This is a genomic window from Flavitalea antarctica, from assembly GCF_054461535.1.
Map to the genome: position 1 here is coordinate 271,338 of NZ_JBTLQG010000003.1, position 17,069 is coordinate 288,406.

Sequence of the window (17,069 nt, forward strand, 5' to 3'; positions counted from 1 at the left end):
GAACGTGGTTACAATTAAGGGATTTGAGGCTATCGAAACTATGGTTGATGCTCCGCTGTTCAGTATGATGCGGGTTGAGGATTTGCTGCGCCATGAACAATTTATCGCGAAGGTTTACCGCAATCCAAATGAGCACCAGATACAGTCGTTGAAAAACATGGTACAGCTGGTGATGGAAAAAAACTGGAGCGAAGCGCTGCAGCCCGTTAATGTTGTGCAGCAGCAGGACTCCATCGCCGTTATCTTTAAAAATAGTGCCGGCTGCATACTTAGGCAGTATATAACCCAGCAGAAGAAAATCAAGCCAACTGCTTTTGTCCGGCTTGCGCTGAGCATCTGCAAAATGTTATCAGCATTTCATGCAGGAGGTTGGATAATCGGCAACCTGCGCCCCGAACATATATTTATTGATCCGGAGGAGGGGATTTGCAAACTATCTGATTTCCGGAAAGCGTCGAGGGTTTTTAAAAAGGAAACTGATAACTTTTTTGCATTCGCCAGTGCCGGGGACCTTGACTACATAAGTCCTGAACAAACGGGGCGCATAAACCAGGTTATTGATTTCAGATCCGACTATTATTCGGCCGGCGTTATATTCTATGAGATGTTAACGGGACGGCCTCCGTTTAACAGCACCAGTTCCTCAGAATTATTGTACGCACACATTGCCCGCCAGCCGGTAGCATTGAATGTAATCGATCCCTACCTTCCGCAGGTCCTCAATGATATTGTATTGAAGCTGTTGGCCAAGAACCCGCAGAACAGGTACCAGGGCGCCACAGGATTAATGCACGATCTTGAACAAAGTACCAGGTTTTTTAATGATGACAACTACCGTGAAAACTTCAGGCTCGGAGAAAAGGATTATGTAAGCAGGATCACTATTTCTGCAAAGCTGATGGGGCGCGATGCGGAACTTGTGCTGATGAATGATGCTTACCAGCTCGCAAGAAGAGGCAAAAAGCAGGCACTTTATATTGGTGGTTATTCCGGTGTTGGAAAAACGCGGCTCGTCCAGGAGTTTCAGCGGACAATGGTAGAAACCACAACGTTTATCACCAGGGCGAAGTTTGATGCCTTGCAGCGGAATTCACCGTATACTGCACTGATAGCTGCTATGCGGGATCTTATCAGGAACCTCCTCCGGGAAGAGGAGGATAAATTTATTTACTGGAAGCGAAGGCTGATTGATTTTTTGAAAGGGAACGGTCAGATCATTATTGATGTTGTCCCCGAGCTTGAGATCCTTGTAGGCAGACAATCAGCCGTGGACGAACTGTCACCTGACGAATCACAGAATCGATTTCAGCAGACCTTTTCAAACTTTATTGCAGCATTCAGCTCAGATGAGCATACACTCATCGTCTTTCTGGATGACCTGCAATGGGCTGATCTTGCATCTATAAAACTCATTGAACTAGTTGTACTGAATAACAATATCAGGAAGTTTTTTTTCATTGGTGCTTACCGCGACCATGAAGTGGATCCCACCCATGCATTCGCGATCTCACTGGCAAGGCAACAACTGCGGGCTGATATCAAGGAAATAAAATTGTTACCCCTTGCAAAAACCACCATATCCAATTTTATTCTTGATACACTGCAAAACCAGGTTGAAAAACCAGCTCAGCTGGTGGACCTGGTATACCAAAAGACACAGGGTAACATCTTTTTCACCATTCAACTGCTCACATCACTCAATGAAACGGGCGTCCTTGCAAAAAATGAATCCGGCATCTGGGAATGGAGTGAAAAAGGTTTGCTGGATTTTAACCTTGGCGATAATGTAGTCGATCTGCTGATACAGAAAATAAATAATCTGACTGATCTCCAGAAAAAGATCATTACTACGGGGGCCTGTGTGGGGGATACCTTTGACCTGTTAACGGTAACCAATCTGATAGATGAAAAGTTGTTTAAGGTTGCTGATGTATTGCCTGAAGTAATAAACACCGGCTATATTGTAGCAGCCGATGACAATCTTGATCATTATATACGTTCATCCCATAATATCAGCGATACAGATCTGAACCGCATTGGCAATGTGAGGTTCCAGTTTGCACATGACAGGATCCGACAGGCTTGTCTCTCACTCGTAAATGAAGAAGAAATTGCTGCTATAAATCTGCGGGCGGGCCAGTTCAAGCTGAAAAATTATACAGCTGCGGAAATCGCTGAAGACATATTTATTATTGCCAGCCATTTCAACAAAGGGAGGCAGTTTATCAATAATAAAGAGGATCTGGATAATCTTATAGAAATAAACCTGGGTGCCGGCAGAAAGGCAAGCAATGCTACTGCTTACGATTCAGCAATCAATTATTTACATCTCGGGCGCCAGTCTTTGAACTTCCGGCAACATTACCGGCAGCTTTATGAGTTTTATCTCCTCGGCGCGGCTTGTAAATACCAGACCGGTAAGTATGAGGAAGCTGAAAAGGACCTGGATGAACTATATGCACATTCTGAAACGAGGCTTGATAAACTGGAGGTCCTGATACTGAAGGTATATATGTACACTTCAAATGAACAGAAAGAGAAAGCTGTTGAAGCCGGTCGTATCGGTTTTGGGCTTTACGGTTTATATATGCCGAAATCGAAGCCTGCTATCATGCTGGCAGTGTTTAAAGATATCATCAAAGCCAAATGGTTATTAAGAGGCAAAAGGATTGACGCTCTGCCCGATTACCCTGTTATGAAGGATCCGGAACAGGTACGTTTCCTTGAGTTTACGCTGGCAGTCTCGCCGCCGTCATATCAGTACGATCAGAATCTGTTTGCCTGGGGGGTCATGCAGATGGTTAACTATTCTCTGAAGTATGGTAACAACGGCGTTGCTTCGTTTGGTTATATGGGTTATGGAATGATCCTCGCCCAGTCTTTCGGCGATTACCAAACCGGTAAAAAGCTTGCAGACATCGGCATGCAGATCAACAGGCAACTTGGATACACGGTTTTAAAATGGAAACTTGGCATGTGCTACAACAATTTTGTTCAGCACTGGACCCAGCCCGTGAGACCGGAATTTGATAACATGCAGGAGATCATTAATGGTTGTCTGTCCAACGGTGACCCGATCTATGGAGGCTACGGCATTTTTCATTATCATCAGAAAAAATTTGTACTCGGATTTCCCCTTCCCGAGTTACAGCAATCTTTTGAAAATTACCTGCGTGTAGTGGATCAGCGCGGCGACCTGGAGACAAGACATTTCCTGGAGGGATATTATCATGCGATCCGGTGTCTTCGTGGTATTGACGAAAACGTTTTGTTAATGGGCCAGCTTTACAATGCGCCCGAACGGCTCGCGCAGATTGTGGCTTCATCATCCTTTTCCTGTGCCGCTGATACATACATCGCTTACATCAATGTGCTTTACCAGTTCGGTTACATCCGGGAGGCACTGCAAAACTATCTCGAGAGCGGGCGGTTTATGGCGTTTATTTATCACCGTTATGAATATGCCGAGTACAATTTTTATGGTGGATTGATCTGTGCAATGGCCCATGAAAAAAAATTATCACCACACAAGCCTTATCTGAGGATGCTCAATGATCATGTCGCGAAGTTGAAAAAATGGAGTGCATACTGTCCCGATAATTTTGAGCCGAAGTACTTTTTATTACAGGCGGAGCTCGCCAGGATCACTGGTAACACTGCGGCTACTGCCACTTTATATGAAAATGCAATCAAAAGCGCAGACAAATATCTCTACATTAATTTCAAGGCGCTTGCAAACGAACTTGCCGGCAGGTATCACGCCGGCTCCGGCAACGTGATCATTGCGAAAACATATCTTGACAACGCGAGACAGTCTTATCTGCAATGGGGCGCCATCGGAAAGGTGAAACATATTGAAAAAGAGTTCGGTAGTCTGCTTGGGCCAAGCGTGCTTGATCAAATAAAAACCGGGAGTGCGGAGGGCTCATTGCAGCATATGGATCTTGACCTGGTAATGGAAGCTTCGCAGGCAGTGAACAGTGCAAAAGATATTAACCAGGTGATTGAGCAACTCATGCAAACCGTAATTCAGAATTCAGGAGCTGATACCGGCTATATCCTGATGAGCAACAGGGCTGATCTTGTTATAAAAGCATTTTATAATAATCATGATGGTGCCAGGTCAGTGACTGAGTATCCCGATGCTGACCGCCTGCCCTTAAAAACAATCAGGTATGTGGCAAGGCTCAAAGAACCCTTTATAGTAAACAATCCGTCGAGGCAAACGGAATACAGTGTTTTGCCTTATTTCGCTTTGCACCAGCCCCAGTCGGTGCTGATCTTTCCGATTTTAAAGCAGGGCGAACTTTTTGGGATTTTGTACCTGGAGAATTATTCAAATGAGGGCGTGTTTGATTCAAATCGCATTGGACTGCTAAAGCTCATTTCGGCACAAATAGCTATGTTGCTGGACAACGCTAACCTTAATACTAACATGGAAAGCCTCGTAAAAGAGCGGACGGTTACACTGGAAACCGAAAAAGAACAACTTTCGGAGTTATTGAAAAATATTTTTCCGAGGGAAGCAATTGAAGAGTTGAAAGCGACAGGAAAAACAACACCTCAGCGGTTAGAAAATGTAACGGTGTTGATGGCCGATATAAAAGGCTTTTCGAAAATTTCTGAAAAAATTACTCCTGAAGAACTGATCGGGATGATTGATAACTACTTCCGTGCATTTGATGGAATCATGGGAAAATACGGGTTGGAAAAAATTAAAACAATAGGCGATGCTTATATGGCCATTGGAGGGATTGGTAACACGCTTGATAATGGGGCGGAAAAGATGATCCTTGCTGCACTTGAAATGCAACAGTTTGCTGCTATGCAACTGGCGGGTATTGAAGCAGACGATAAGGTTGAGCTTAGAATCGGCATTCATACCGGTGTTGTTATTGCAGGCGTGGTTGGCGCAAAAAAATTACAGTATGATATCTGGGGCGACACCGTTAATATCGCAGCCAGGATGGAACAAAACTCGGAACCCGGGAAGGTTAACATATCCGAGGCCACCTACCAACAGGTAAAAGGGAAATTTAATTTTGTATACAGGGGGAAAATTGAAGCAAAAAATAAAGGCGAACTGGATATGTACTTTGCAGAAAAATCGCGACCATGAAGGCAATCATCGGCTGAGCTCAACAAGCCAGTAATTATGCTGATACTTATCATCGGAGCGGGCACTAATTTTCTACCGCAGCAGGTTGTTCCTCGTTACTTAATCTTAATTCATCAGCCGTCTGTGGATTGTCAGAGCGGTTAGGCTGACCTTGACCGGTAGTGATGAGGTTGAACAGGCTCTCTTGTATATACCGGGTCCATGAGTTTGAACAGATATCATAACATTCGTATTCAGGGACGAGGCCAAGATGTGTGACCTTCAGCTGTGTTTTATCATCCTGCCTGGAAATCTCAAAAATGATCTGTGTATCCTTCCATTCACTTTTGTCTGATGTAAAGTTGAAATAGTTATCAACCACATACCAGACTATCTTTTGGTCAGGTATAACCTCGGTCAGCCGCATGGTGCAACGGTGTATGTCCTTGAAGTGATAATAGAACTCGTCACCCTGCTTAGCGGTGCCTCCTTCAATTTCTTCCGACCACCAACCTCTCACGTTTGTAACCGCCTGGAAAACGCCTGCCGGAGTCTGATCTACCACAATCGTTGTATTGAAGTCAGGAGTATTCATCTTGTTTGTTTTTAAGATTTAGTAAATAAAAATCCAGTATTAAAATTAATGGCTTAATCGATTATCTGGGGGGTGTGGAATAGACAATCTATGGGGTTGATTCGGACAGCATATTGGTGTAACTTGCTTTTACAAAATCCTTTTATGAAACATGTAACTATTATTGTTCCTGAAGGAAACGCCAACCTGAGCAGCATAACGGGAACATTCGAAATTCTTACGAGGGCAAATCAGTACTGGCAAAAAATGGGAAACCGTCCGGCCATTGAGATCTGTATAGCAGGGTATATGAACGAACTGAAACTGGACGGGGGCTTTTTTTCAGTCAATCCCGTAAATATAAACGACATAGCATATACTGACCTCGTGATCATACCTTCTCTTTCGCACGATTACGACAATATCCTAACCGATAATAAAGAACTCGTTACCTGGATCAGGGAACAGTATAAAAAGGGTGCAGAGATCGCCAGCATATGTACCGGCGCCTTCCTGGTTGCAGCCACTGGTTTGCTTGATGGCAAGTCATGTTCAACGCACTGGAACGCGGCAGCCGGTTTCAAACGATTATTTCCGAACATCAATCTGCAGACAGATAAATTGCTTGTTGCAGAAAGAGGCATATATACAAACGGTGGAGCATATTCTTTCTTAAACCTGGTACTTTTCCTGGTTGAAAAATACTTCGACAGGCAAACGGCAATCATATGCTCAAAGATATTCCAGATTGATATTGACCGGACATTACAGTCACCGTTTTTTATTTTCCAGGCCCAGAAAAACCATGGCGATGAAGTGATAAGCAAGGCGCAGACCTATATAGAGGAGAATCTCAGTGAACGGATTTCTTTCGAAGAACTTGCGGCGAAACTTTCAGTGAGCCGGCGGAACTTCGACCGGCGGTTCATAAAGGCAACGGGTAATACACCGGTGGAATATCTGCAGCGGGTAAAAGTAGAGGTAGCAAAAAGTACCCTGGAAAAAGGCAGGAAAAATATTTTTGAAGTAATGTATGATGTTGGCTATTCAGATGACAAGGCTTTCAGAGAGGTCTTCAAAAAAATTACCGGCCTTTCGCCTTTGGACTATAAAGCAAAATTCAGTAAAGCATCCGCGATGGTATAAAGCATTGTTCATGATTGTCTATGAGGTGAGCAGTCTGTTGTCAGGATGTTATTCTGCCGTAAATATTCTCGAGAAATTGCATTTAAAAGCAAATTGAATTTTGTGGCATACAGAATGAAATCCGTCACTATAATTGTCCCTACGTCCATACTGGTATTCAATACCTAACATTACATTTTCAACTGCATAATATCTCAGGTTGCATAAAGCATATTGTCCCATGCGGAATGCGTCCGGCGATTGAAGGTCCGCATTTTTGATCTCCATCATTGAATAGCCAACTGAGCTATGAAGTTTCTTGCTCCATTTATATTCGACAAAACTAAAAAAGCCCAATACGGGAAGGGCTTTTCCTTTTGCTGGTGTAACGGGGTCCGAAGGATTACTTTCTAATGCCACATCTGGTGAGGGGTCCGCAATATGATTCTGAAATCCTTCGCCCCACTCACCCTGGAATTTAAATTTTAGCTTTTTGGTGATATCAATTACGGTGCTCACATTCACTCCCCAACCGATATCTTTCCCGCTAAGATCTATTGAGCTGGTGTCTGATACGTTTTTCCATTGAATTGATTTTGCAATGGCCGCGATCCGTGTATAACCCCAGTTCCAGTTACGCCGGTAATGTGCCGTGAGGTTAGGCAAGGGGAGTCTTGGCTTAAGCTGGCGGGAATCTACACTATTTGTATAGTCATACCCATCGGCTGTTGCTCCCGGCCTTTCCAGTCCCACTGCAAATCTGTGTTTTTCTGTAAATACGGGGGTGTAACGAACCTGGACGTTTAAGATGAAAATACGGGAACAAGGTCCCCAATAATCCAAAGTCACGGGGAACACATCAGTATCCATTATCGTTGAGGGAGTCTGACCTACTAACAGCTTACCCATTTGGGCAAATCCGTTGACAAGGTGAATCGTGGTCTGGCCCGCATCTTTGCCAAAGCCATACAGGTCAAAATCGAATTGGGTTTTTAATTCGCCCAGTTTAGTCTGTGTACTGCTTCTAACCCCGAAGCGCGTTTGCCTGACACTGACAAAATAATTTCCGGAAGTGCCGAACTGATTTTTGTATTTCGGGAGTTTTGTCGGACGCATTACGTCGAACCAGTCCGGGTCAATGGAGTTGAAGTTGTATCCGCCATCTACAAGGATGAATCCATACAGCTCCAGGTTGTCTGTCTTTTCCTGTGCACAAGAAAATACCGGTAGTAACACAATGGACAACCGAAGAACAAAACGTTTAGTTGTCCTCATGATTCTGCTATGATAGGTTTTACGACTCACATCATGGCCAGGTTTTTCCAGAAGCGTTCCAGGCTTTCATCGCCACCGAAAAGTGTGGTGAAGATCGTTGAATCGGCCAGTAGGATATCGCCTGGTCTTTCGTTTGTGGGGGGCATCCACAGAAACATATTGAATTCCGTGTTGCCGGCTTCGATAAAAGGATGAGGGTGTGACATATCAATGGGCTGACGCGCCAGGACATGAATTTGTTTGTTATCATCAGTTGTTACTGCATAGTGGGGGAGATGCATATGAAAATTAAACGTGTTCACCCCAGCCAGCAATCCTTTTGTATCGAAGTCCATTTGTTTGTTCAATGGTTGTAGCTGATTGTTGGTTCCCTTAACCGTGGCAGGACGCAGCCCGAACCTGTTTTCAACCGGCACTCCCAACCCCTTCATGATGGAACGGGTGTAGGTGCCGAAACGCTGTTGTCTTGGCACCAACGGATCTCCATGATGGATATATTCCTGTTGTCTTTGCTTCCAGTCTTCCGAGAATCCAACATCGTGATGTGGCCCGATGATCAGGCAGGTGCCTTCACGCTTTAAAAAATGCCTGAGTGCTTCAATTTCTCCTGGCTCCGCCTCCTGCTCGGTTATCATATGGTCAAGTCCGAAGATCATCATAGTATCTGTATCGGCAAGTACCCTCTCATCGATGGGTAACCGTTGACCCGCCTGATCGATCCGTTGGTACACCTGTAGAGGCTGACCTGTTACGGATTCCACTACTTCCTGGAATCGCACTATGCTGAGATGAAACAATTCCAGGGTTCCCGCGATCCCCTGCAGAAAGCATTGTTCACGAAATTCAATGGATTCAAATGCAGGCCAGAGCACACGACGGACCTCGGTCATAGTAGAAAACCGGTTATCGAGTTCGCTTGTATCCCGGTTTGCTTCCCAGGGATAGCTCCATGTCCAGTAGACACTGAACCGTCTTTTGCCTTTTAAATAGGGACGGGGTTTCAAGACCTGGTTATAGACCCTTGGTGAGGGATAGACTGGTGCAGCCATTGGAATTGCTTTATGAATTTATTTTAAGGAGGCGAGATATTTTAAGCCCCTGATTCCGGGCATAAAAAAGTATGCTCCGCCGGTTACAGTTGTAAAGGCATTTAAACCTGTCAGCTTTTTTTTGATTGGTTTTTTGGGAATGGTTATTTCAAACTTACCATCTATACTTCCTGCAAAAGGATCCCGTTCATTCAATTCATGAAATTCAGGATCATTGGCCCATACAGAAATTAAAAATTCAAACTGCCGGGTAAGATCAGCACAACCACCAAATACCGCTATGCCGCGGTTAGCGCCATCTTCGGGAGCATCGTCAGGAAGGTGGGGACCAAAGGTTCCTCCCCGGCGGATGATCAACCGCCGGTTCATGATACGCGATACCCGCGAGTCCCTGACATTCATTCTCCGTATATGAGCACCCATCGGACATGCAAAACCCCTGGGATCCATTTTCTCGTAATCAAAATTATTATTGCGCTGGTCATCAAATCCGAGTTCGCGATCATCTTTGTCGGGGCACAAAACCAGTGGTGCCCCGGTCGTTCTCCACCGGCCCATGATTTTGGCTGCCACCAGTTCCTGTTCTTCCCTGGTTTTTCCATTTGCTTTTAGAAAGTCACGGAACGCACCTACATGTTCCCGCATTTTTCTATACCCGAGAAAGCTTCCGTTCTTTGAAAGAATTTCGGGTTGAGGTTGAACAGGCATCAGGCCTGTTTCATCGGGATAGCCAAGAAAGAATTCCCCGATTTTGCTCGGTTCTCCGGAGCCCGGAGTCGGTATCGTTCCCATGCCTTCTATCACAGGAGTGGTTAACCGATCGCGGTAACCAAAATGTTCATGTACATAATCATATGGGGGGATAGCCTCAATCAGTATTGAAGAAAGGATCTCAACTCCCGGATTGTCCTTAATATAGTCATCATTTTTTTTAATGCATCGGTCCCTTTCCTCTTTATTTCGGGCGAAAAGAATAACTACTGCATGAAGGTCTTCACTGGTTATCTTATCTTCCCAGTTATCCGGATGATTAATACCAGTGTCCCCGAGCATGGCAGCTCTTGCTGCCATGCCCTGGCGAAAAGCCTCTGGAAAACTTGCCAGCGAACTTTCATCAAGTCCTAGTTTTCGCAGGCCATTAAACGTGAAGGCCAGGCTGACCCATCGCATATCCGTTTCGCTTGCGGCCATCACCGTTTTAGCCGTGCCGACAATATCCGAGAGGGTATTAACCCAGTTGCGCCCTGCTTCCGCTGACCGGAAGCAAATAAAATTATACTGCGCAATTACAGCATGGGGGCGTGTTAACAGATAATGCTGAACATCTTCTAATTCGAGCATACTAAGATTGTTGTAGATTGATTATTGCATTTGATCCAGCATCTCAGAAAATGCATCCTTCAATTTCAAGGCTTTTTTTACCTCGTCGGCAGACACAAAAGGATACTCGCCATATTCAAGAAAACTCGGGCGCTGATGTTCACGGAAAAATTTCACCACAGCATTGATATTTGTTTTCCAATCCTCCGGAAATCCTTCGAGGTTTACAAATACAGTTGTCAGTCCGGTGCTGTTGAACAACGCGATAGCGTCTTCCATGTATTTATCAAAATCTGTATCGAAGATGCCCTGGTACATAAAATGCAGGCCATTTCCTACATCAAACAGCACCCACCGGAGATAATGCAGCTTCAAAGGTGCCAGCACATTCGGGGTGCTTTTCACTGCTGCTTCAATTGTTTTACCATATTCGCGAATTGTTTCTTCCCGGCCGGGTATCACTTTCACGATAACCGTGAAGCCGTAATTGGCAGGTGTTTTTGGGAACAGGGCTCCATACCGGCCCTCTTCCTTTGTAAAATAGCCTTCCTTAGGAAGTGCCATAGCGGCTGGGGTTGCCCAGTTGTTGTTCGAATTGTTTGACATGTTTATATGATTAATTATTATTCTGAAATCATTTGTGTTTTTATTTTACAGGGAATGATGCTGAAAAGCGGCCTGTCGATTTCAGGATCACTCAACCAATTTCTGACCTGCTGCTAGCGCACCTTGTCCATCAAGAGGATTTTGTGAATTGATAACTACAATGAAAAACTGTCTTCATGAAGGTCGCAGCTTTGCACTGTATTTAACCGGAAAACAATCGTTTAACTGTTAAACGAATATTGTATCCACCACCTGCTGTTGGAATCTTCTCCCTGCTTCTTTTCAGTGATCAATTGCCAGAGTAAAGGCAGGTTGTGAAACTGGTTGATTGATAAAAAAGACCAGAATTCTGATCCGATCATTAGAAGCATATTCAGATCAGAATGAATTTAACTGTTAAATGCAGGCTTGGTTACCAGTACCATTGCTCTATTCAACGTGGATAAGCCTGTTCTTCAGAGTTATCAGGACTTGTTTGTCAGGAATGCCGGGGTTGATGTGTTTAGGCGATTAACAGCGGAAAACCTAACTTGGGCCCTTTAAGCAAATAGTATGAACTACGAAGAATTGGTAAAGAACCACGCCGGTGGGATGATTGAAAAACTTGTTAATGAAGTTTTAGGCAGAGACAGTGTCGAGATTCATTTTGACTTCCAGGATGATGAGCAATGGTCAGTTATCAGTATGCACATTTATGAAGAAGATAAGGAGATCGCGTTGCGGGTACATCCAGATAATACTTACCACCTGTACTTCGGTTATTATGATGATGAAGACGAGTTTCATGAACTCACCCAGCAACTAACGGATGAGGAGAAAAAAGTCATTCCCAAAGGACTTCAAAAAGCAATGGAAAAAGTTGTCGCAGACGAAAGAGGTATGCGATTACCCGGCAACTTTCTATCAAGGTAGGTAGGTCACCACCTAAATGAGGCCGCCGTTAAGCACGACGAATTTTTATACCGCTTAACATAAATGGTAAGCAGGTTATTCGCGATGTATTGAAATTTGATATATTTAAACAACCTTATCCTTCCTATCCACCCCTGGGAAATTTATTACGGTCAGACTGATTGGTTTATTTACATGATAGACTTAATTACCGGATCGATCTGTTAACTCTATCTTTTTTCAATAACCCACAAACTTCTTGCTATGAAGAAAAAATTACTGCTCTTTCTGTGCATGACAGCGTCAGTTTCAATGGTACATGCGCAGTATTTAGCCGGGCCGGGTGCTGCCGGTTCAGGTGCCCTTCAAACCAAAACCAGCGGACTAGCCAGGTCTGCAACAGTCAAAGATCAATCCAATGTGGTGCCTGCAGGAGTTAAAGATCAACACCCTGTTCAGGCTTACCTGGAAAAGCCGATCACAGGAACTGTTACTGATGACCGGAAAAATGCACTTATGGGAGTAAGTGTAAGCATTAAAGGATCAACCGTAGGAACGACAACAGACGCCAACGGCAAGTTTTCCCTGACTGTCCCTGATGCCAATTTAAACGATAGCTTATTATTCACATCTGTGGGGTATGAGGACAAGACAATAGCAATAGCTGGCCAGGATGTATTTACTATTACGCTTGATCCTGTTATCAGTAATCTTAACCAGGTAGTTGTTGTAGGTTATGGAACACAGAAGAGGGCTGCCGTAACAGCAGCAATCGCGTCTGTGCCGATGAAAGAGATCAAGGACATGCCTGTATCCAACGTTGCAACGGCACTACAGGGTAAGGTTCCCGGTGTTGTGGTTCAGCAAAACAATGGAGCACCCGGCAGTACCCCGGCCATTAAGGTCAGGGGACTTGGTTCTATCAGTGCCGGTAACTCGCCATTGATTGTGGTAGATGGTAATATAGTCAGCCCGAATGTCTTCAGTCTGCTCAACAGTTCTGAGATTCAGAGTATGGACGTTTTAAAGGATGCTTCCTCTACGGCGATCTATGGTTCTCGCGGCTCAAACGGTGTTATTATTGTAACTACAAAAAAGGGTAAGACCGGCAGAACAAACATCAACCTTGATGTTTATGGTGGTTTCCAGGAGGTAACAAAAACAATTGACCTGCTTAATTCTGAGCAGATGGCAGAACTTTCTAAGGAAGCAGCAAACAACGCCTATCTTGATAATGTTCCCGGGGCAAAGATTACAGATCCAAACAGCATGCGTCCCGTACTCCGTTATCGCTATCCGAGAGGTGAAGTATTTCCATGGTTGAATTTTGATGACCCGCAAAAAATTGCAGAGCTGCCAGACTATGATCTGCAGGATCTTATCTTCCAGCGGGCGCCGATCAGCAATTACCAGCTTTCTATTTCCGGTGGAACAGACAAAGCCCAGTTTTTTGTTGGAGGCGGTTATCTTAAACAGAAAGGTGTGATCAAAGAATCTGAATTCGAACGTTACACAGTCCGTGCCGGGGTCGATGTGAATGTATCCAAAAAGTTGAAGGTTGGAGTAAATATAAATCCATCATACAGGGTTCAACAGGAAGTAAACGCGAACGGTCACTGGGCAGACAATGGGATCATAAATGCCGCGCTGTCTGCAGTACCTATGGCTCCGCTATATGCTGCAGATGGTACTTATTCTTCAGAGACCGCAATAGCTGCGCCTTACAACTGGCCCGGGATAACTAACCCTGTTGCCAACATCACCGAATTTAAAAGTGAACTGCAGACTACTAACCTTTTAGGAAATGCTTATGTTGAATACGATATAATAGACAAACTGGTTTATCGTGCATCGGGAAATGTGAATCTGAATTCAAACCGGAGAAACGCATATCGCACCTCTGCCATTGTATTGAATCAGCTGCTTCCACCTAATCTTCCCATCGCCCATGCATTTTCAGACCAGGGATTAAGCTGGTTATTTAACCAGACTTTGAGTTATTCTCACACCTTCAAGGATGTTCATGACATAAATGCGCTGATAGGCATGGAAAGTTATAAGTCGAATTACCAGTCGAGCAGGGCTGATGGCTCAACCTTCGCTAACGATATTGTTCAGACGCTTAACGCGGCGGGGCTTCCAACGGCAGTAACATCATTTAAAACCCAGAATGCGACTCTTTCCTATTTTGCACGCGTTGGTTACAGTTATAAGGATAAATACCTCGTGAATGCCTCCATCCGCCGGGACGGTGCTTCTGTATTCGGTCCTGAAAATCGTTGGGGTACATTCCCCGCCGGTTCAATTGGATGGCGCATCACCGAAGAAAATTTTATGAAAAACTTCGGTTTCCTTTCTGAAGCAAAGCTCAGGGTGAGTTATGGTTTGTCAGGAAACAATGCGTTCAGTAACGATTATCCATACGTCGCTTCAGTTAGTTCTGATAACTACAGTTTCAATAATAATCTTGTAACAGGACTTGCGCCAAGTTCATTGGGTAATGCAAAACTGGGTTGGGAAAAAAGCAACCAGGTCGATGTAGGTATTGATTTAGGTTTGTTTAAGGATCGTATTTACCTGATTGCTGATTACTATGTGCGTAATACAAAAGATCTTTTGCTTTCTGTAAACGTACCGACACTCACAGGCTTTAGCACTGCGTTCAAAAATATAGGTGAAATGGAAAACAAAGGTTGGGAGTTCGCTTTGAACACGCGCAACCTGGTTGGTGAGTTTACCTGGAACACCGGGCTGAATTTTTCTTTTAACCGTAATAAAGTTTTGGCTCTGGGGCCAACAGGAGATGCTATCAAAAGCGGTAGTGGAGTAGGCGAAACCAATATTACATTAATTGGCGAACCCATTGGCAGCTTTTACGGGTATAAGCAAATAGGAATTTTCAGGGACGCAGCCGATCTTAACGGTTACCCTCATTCGCCAACTTCGAGGGCAGGTGACGTGAAATATGAAGATATAAATGGTGACAAAGTTATCAACGCAGATGACAGGACCGTAATCGGAAACAACCAACCGGACTTCATCTATGGAATGTCCAACACCTTTGCCTTCAAAAACTTCGATCTGAATATTGCGATCCAGGGTGTTGAGGGTGCAAAGATCCTTAACCTGGGCCGGCGCTTTTTTGAAAACGTAGAAGGTTCCCAGAACCAGCTTTCTCATGTACTGGACAGATGGCGCTCTCCGTCAGAACCTGGTAACGGACTAATTCCCAGGGCAAACGGAAGTACCACTGGTATGAACAACGCTGTTTCATCCCGCTGGGTAGAGGATGCATCCTATCTCCGTATCAATAACATCACTTTTGGATATCAATTGCCGAAGCATATACTTCAGCGTGTGTGGCTACAGCAGGCAAGAGTCTATTTTTCTGTTCAGAATGTCTACACCTGGACCGATTATCTGAATTACAATCCGGAGGCAAGTAATTATGAAGCTTCTACTCCGGTTTCAAATAATGCAGGAAACACCTTCGCTGGCTCGCCGCTTACCGGTGGTGTGGATTACGGCGCTTACCCGCTGGCCAGAACATTCACACTCGGTATCAACCTTGGGTTCTAAGAGAGACTGAAGAAAAGAAAAGTATATCATTATCATTCAAACAATAGGAATATGAAATCAAATATCATATACAGTTTAATGATCTTTGGCAGCCTGCTTGTCGGCAGTTGCAAAAAAGATTTCCTGGATCTCACGCCGATTTCATCTGTAACGACTGACAACTTTTATCAGAATGCAAATGACATCAAAAACGCAATGAATGGTGTGTATGCATCATTGCAAATCCCCGGCATTCATATCAACAACTATATTTTTGGCGATATAAGATCGGATGATACACAACCGGTCGCATCGGGATCTGTAACTGACCAGGATGAGTTTGACCGGTTTTACATACGTACAACCAATCCTTTTATTCTCGCCAGGTGGAACGACTGTTACCGCGGGATATCCCGTTGTAATGCCGTCCTCGACCGGATAGGGGAAATAGAAATGGATGCTGCCCTCAAGGACCGTACGATTGCGGAAACCAAATTTATCCGGGGGCTGCTCTATTTTCACCTGGTCCGTACGTTTGGCGATGTACCGCTGGTGGTAACAGAAATCAAAGATCCTGACGAAGGATATGAATATGGTCGCAATCCTAAAGCCGAAGTGTATGCGCAGATTGAGAAAGATCTGACTGAAGCTTCTGCAGCTTTGCCTCTTTCATATACCGGGTCGGATATCGGACGGGCCACACAAGGTGCTGCCAAAGCCTTGTTGGGAAAAGTGTTGCTTACCCAGAAAAAATTCTCTGAAGCTGCCGCGAGGCTAAAAGAGGTGATCTCTTCGAATGTTTATGGTTTGCTTCCTAATTATGCGGATGTATTTCGTGTAGCAAATAAGAATAACAAAGAATCTGTATTTGAGGTACAATTCAGATCCGGCGGTGTCGGCGAGGGCAACCCGTGGCCGAACTCGTTTTCACCTGAGAATTCGGGTAACGCCGTAATAGCATTCGGTGGTGATGGCAATAATCAGCCATCTGTTGAAATGACAAATGCATACGAACCAAACGACAGGAGGCGGCCCTTGTCGCTGGCTACTTCTTATTTAAATGCCAGTGGGAATACCATCCAGTATAATTTTGTTAAGAAGTACTATGACGTGCCTGCAACAAAAAATGATAACGGAAATAATATCCCGGTGATCAGGTATGCCGATGTCATCCTTATGTATGCTGAATGTGTAAATGAAGCTGGCTACCAGCCTGCAGGTGAAGCAATGAATTACCTTAATGAAGTACGTGTTCGTGCCGGGCTGCCGGTAAAGACTTCCACGGATATTCCCAACCAGCAGGCATTCCGGCTTGCGATGGAACAGGAACGCCGGGTTGAACTCGCTTTCGAGGGTCACCGCTGGTATGACCTTGTTCGTACTGACCGCGCCATCCCGGTATTGAACAGTAAAAAGGACCAGTTGAGACTGGTAAGACTTATTAATGCAAATGATATGGTCTATCCGATACCACAAAGCCAGATTGATATCAACAAAACAAAGATTACACAGAACCCGGGATATTGAAAAGAGTTATGAGTGGAGAGTGGTGAGTTATGAGTAAGTCATGAGT

The 17,069-nt window shown here is 44.5% G+C and carries 10 protein-coding genes; 5 read left to right on the forward strand and 5 right to left on the reverse strand.

The genetic code is table 11. The features are described from left to right. Positions 1-4: 4 nt before the first annotated feature. Positions 5-5,119: an adenylate/guanylate cyclase domain-containing protein gene (locus tag ACX0G7_RS05545; protein ID WP_458922435.1), complete on the forward strand. Its 5,115-nt coding sequence runs from the start codon at positions 5-7 to the stop codon at positions 5,117-5,119. A 64-nt stretch (positions 5,120-5,183) separates the two neighbouring features. On the opposite strand, the gene ACX0G7_RS05550 is transcribed toward ACX0G7_RS05545, so the two are convergent. Next, entirely contained in the window at positions 5,184-5,693 is a 510-nt protein-coding gene (locus ACX0G7_RS05550) for an SRPBCC family protein (protein WP_458922436.1), read from the reverse strand. Between the two features lie 144 nt (positions 5,694-5,837). Here ACX0G7_RS05550 and ACX0G7_RS05555 point away from each other — a divergent pair, with 144 nt between their 5' ends. Further along, positions 5,838-6,818, forward strand: a complete 981-nt coding sequence (locus ACX0G7_RS05555; protein WP_458922437.1) for a GlxA family transcriptional regulator — start codon at positions 5,838-5,840, stop codon at positions 6,816-6,818. Positions 6,819-6,866: 48 nt separating this feature from the next. On the opposite strand, the gene ACX0G7_RS05560 is transcribed toward ACX0G7_RS05555, so the two are convergent. Genes ACX0G7_RS05560 through ACX0G7_RS05575 form a run of 4 tightly spaced genes read right to left on the reverse strand, consistent with a single transcriptional unit; the run spans position 6,867 to position 11,047 of the window. Beyond that, a complete protein-coding gene (locus tag ACX0G7_RS05560; protein WP_458922438.1) occupies positions 6,867-8,072 on the reverse strand; it encodes a DcaP family trimeric outer membrane transporter in 1,206 nt (401 codons plus the stop codon). Positions 8,073-8,098: 26 nt separating this feature from the next. Next, positions 8,099-9,121: a hypothetical protein gene (locus ACX0G7_RS05565; RefSeq protein WP_458922439.1), complete on the reverse strand. Its 1,023-nt coding sequence runs from the start codon at positions 9,119-9,121 to the stop codon at positions 8,099-8,101. A gap of 18 nt (positions 9,122-9,139) precedes the next feature. Continuing rightward, positions 9,140-10,462, reverse strand: coding sequence for a Dyp-type peroxidase (locus ACX0G7_RS05570; RefSeq protein ID WP_458922440.1), 1,323 nt, complete (start codon positions 10,460-10,462; stop codon positions 9,140-9,142). Between the two features lie 21 nt (positions 10,463-10,483). Continuing rightward, positions 10,484-11,047: a hypothetical protein gene (locus ACX0G7_RS05575; RefSeq protein ID WP_458922441.1), complete on the reverse strand. Its 564-nt coding sequence runs from the start codon at positions 11,045-11,047 to the stop codon at positions 10,484-10,486. 552 nt (positions 11,048-11,599) lie between these two features. Between ACX0G7_RS05575 and ACX0G7_RS05580 the strand changes: the two genes are divergently transcribed. From ACX0G7_RS05580 to ACX0G7_RS05590, 3 genes are all read left to right on the forward strand, one after another. Then, a complete protein-coding gene (locus tag ACX0G7_RS05580; RefSeq protein ID WP_458922442.1) occupies positions 11,600-11,959 on the forward strand; it encodes a hypothetical protein in 360 nt (119 codons plus the stop codon). Positions 11,960-12,202: 243 nt separating this feature from the next. After that, on the forward strand, positions 12,203-15,517 hold the full coding sequence (locus ACX0G7_RS05585) for a SusC/RagA family TonB-linked outer membrane protein (RefSeq protein ID WP_458922443.1): 3,315 nt from the start codon (positions 12,203-12,205) through the stop codon (positions 15,515-15,517). A gap of 51 nt (positions 15,518-15,568) precedes the next feature. Then, entirely contained in the window at positions 15,569-17,023 is a 1,455-nt protein-coding gene (locus ACX0G7_RS05590) for a RagB/SusD family nutrient uptake outer membrane protein (RefSeq protein ID WP_458922444.1), read from the forward strand. Positions 17,024-17,069 lie beyond the last annotated feature (46 nt).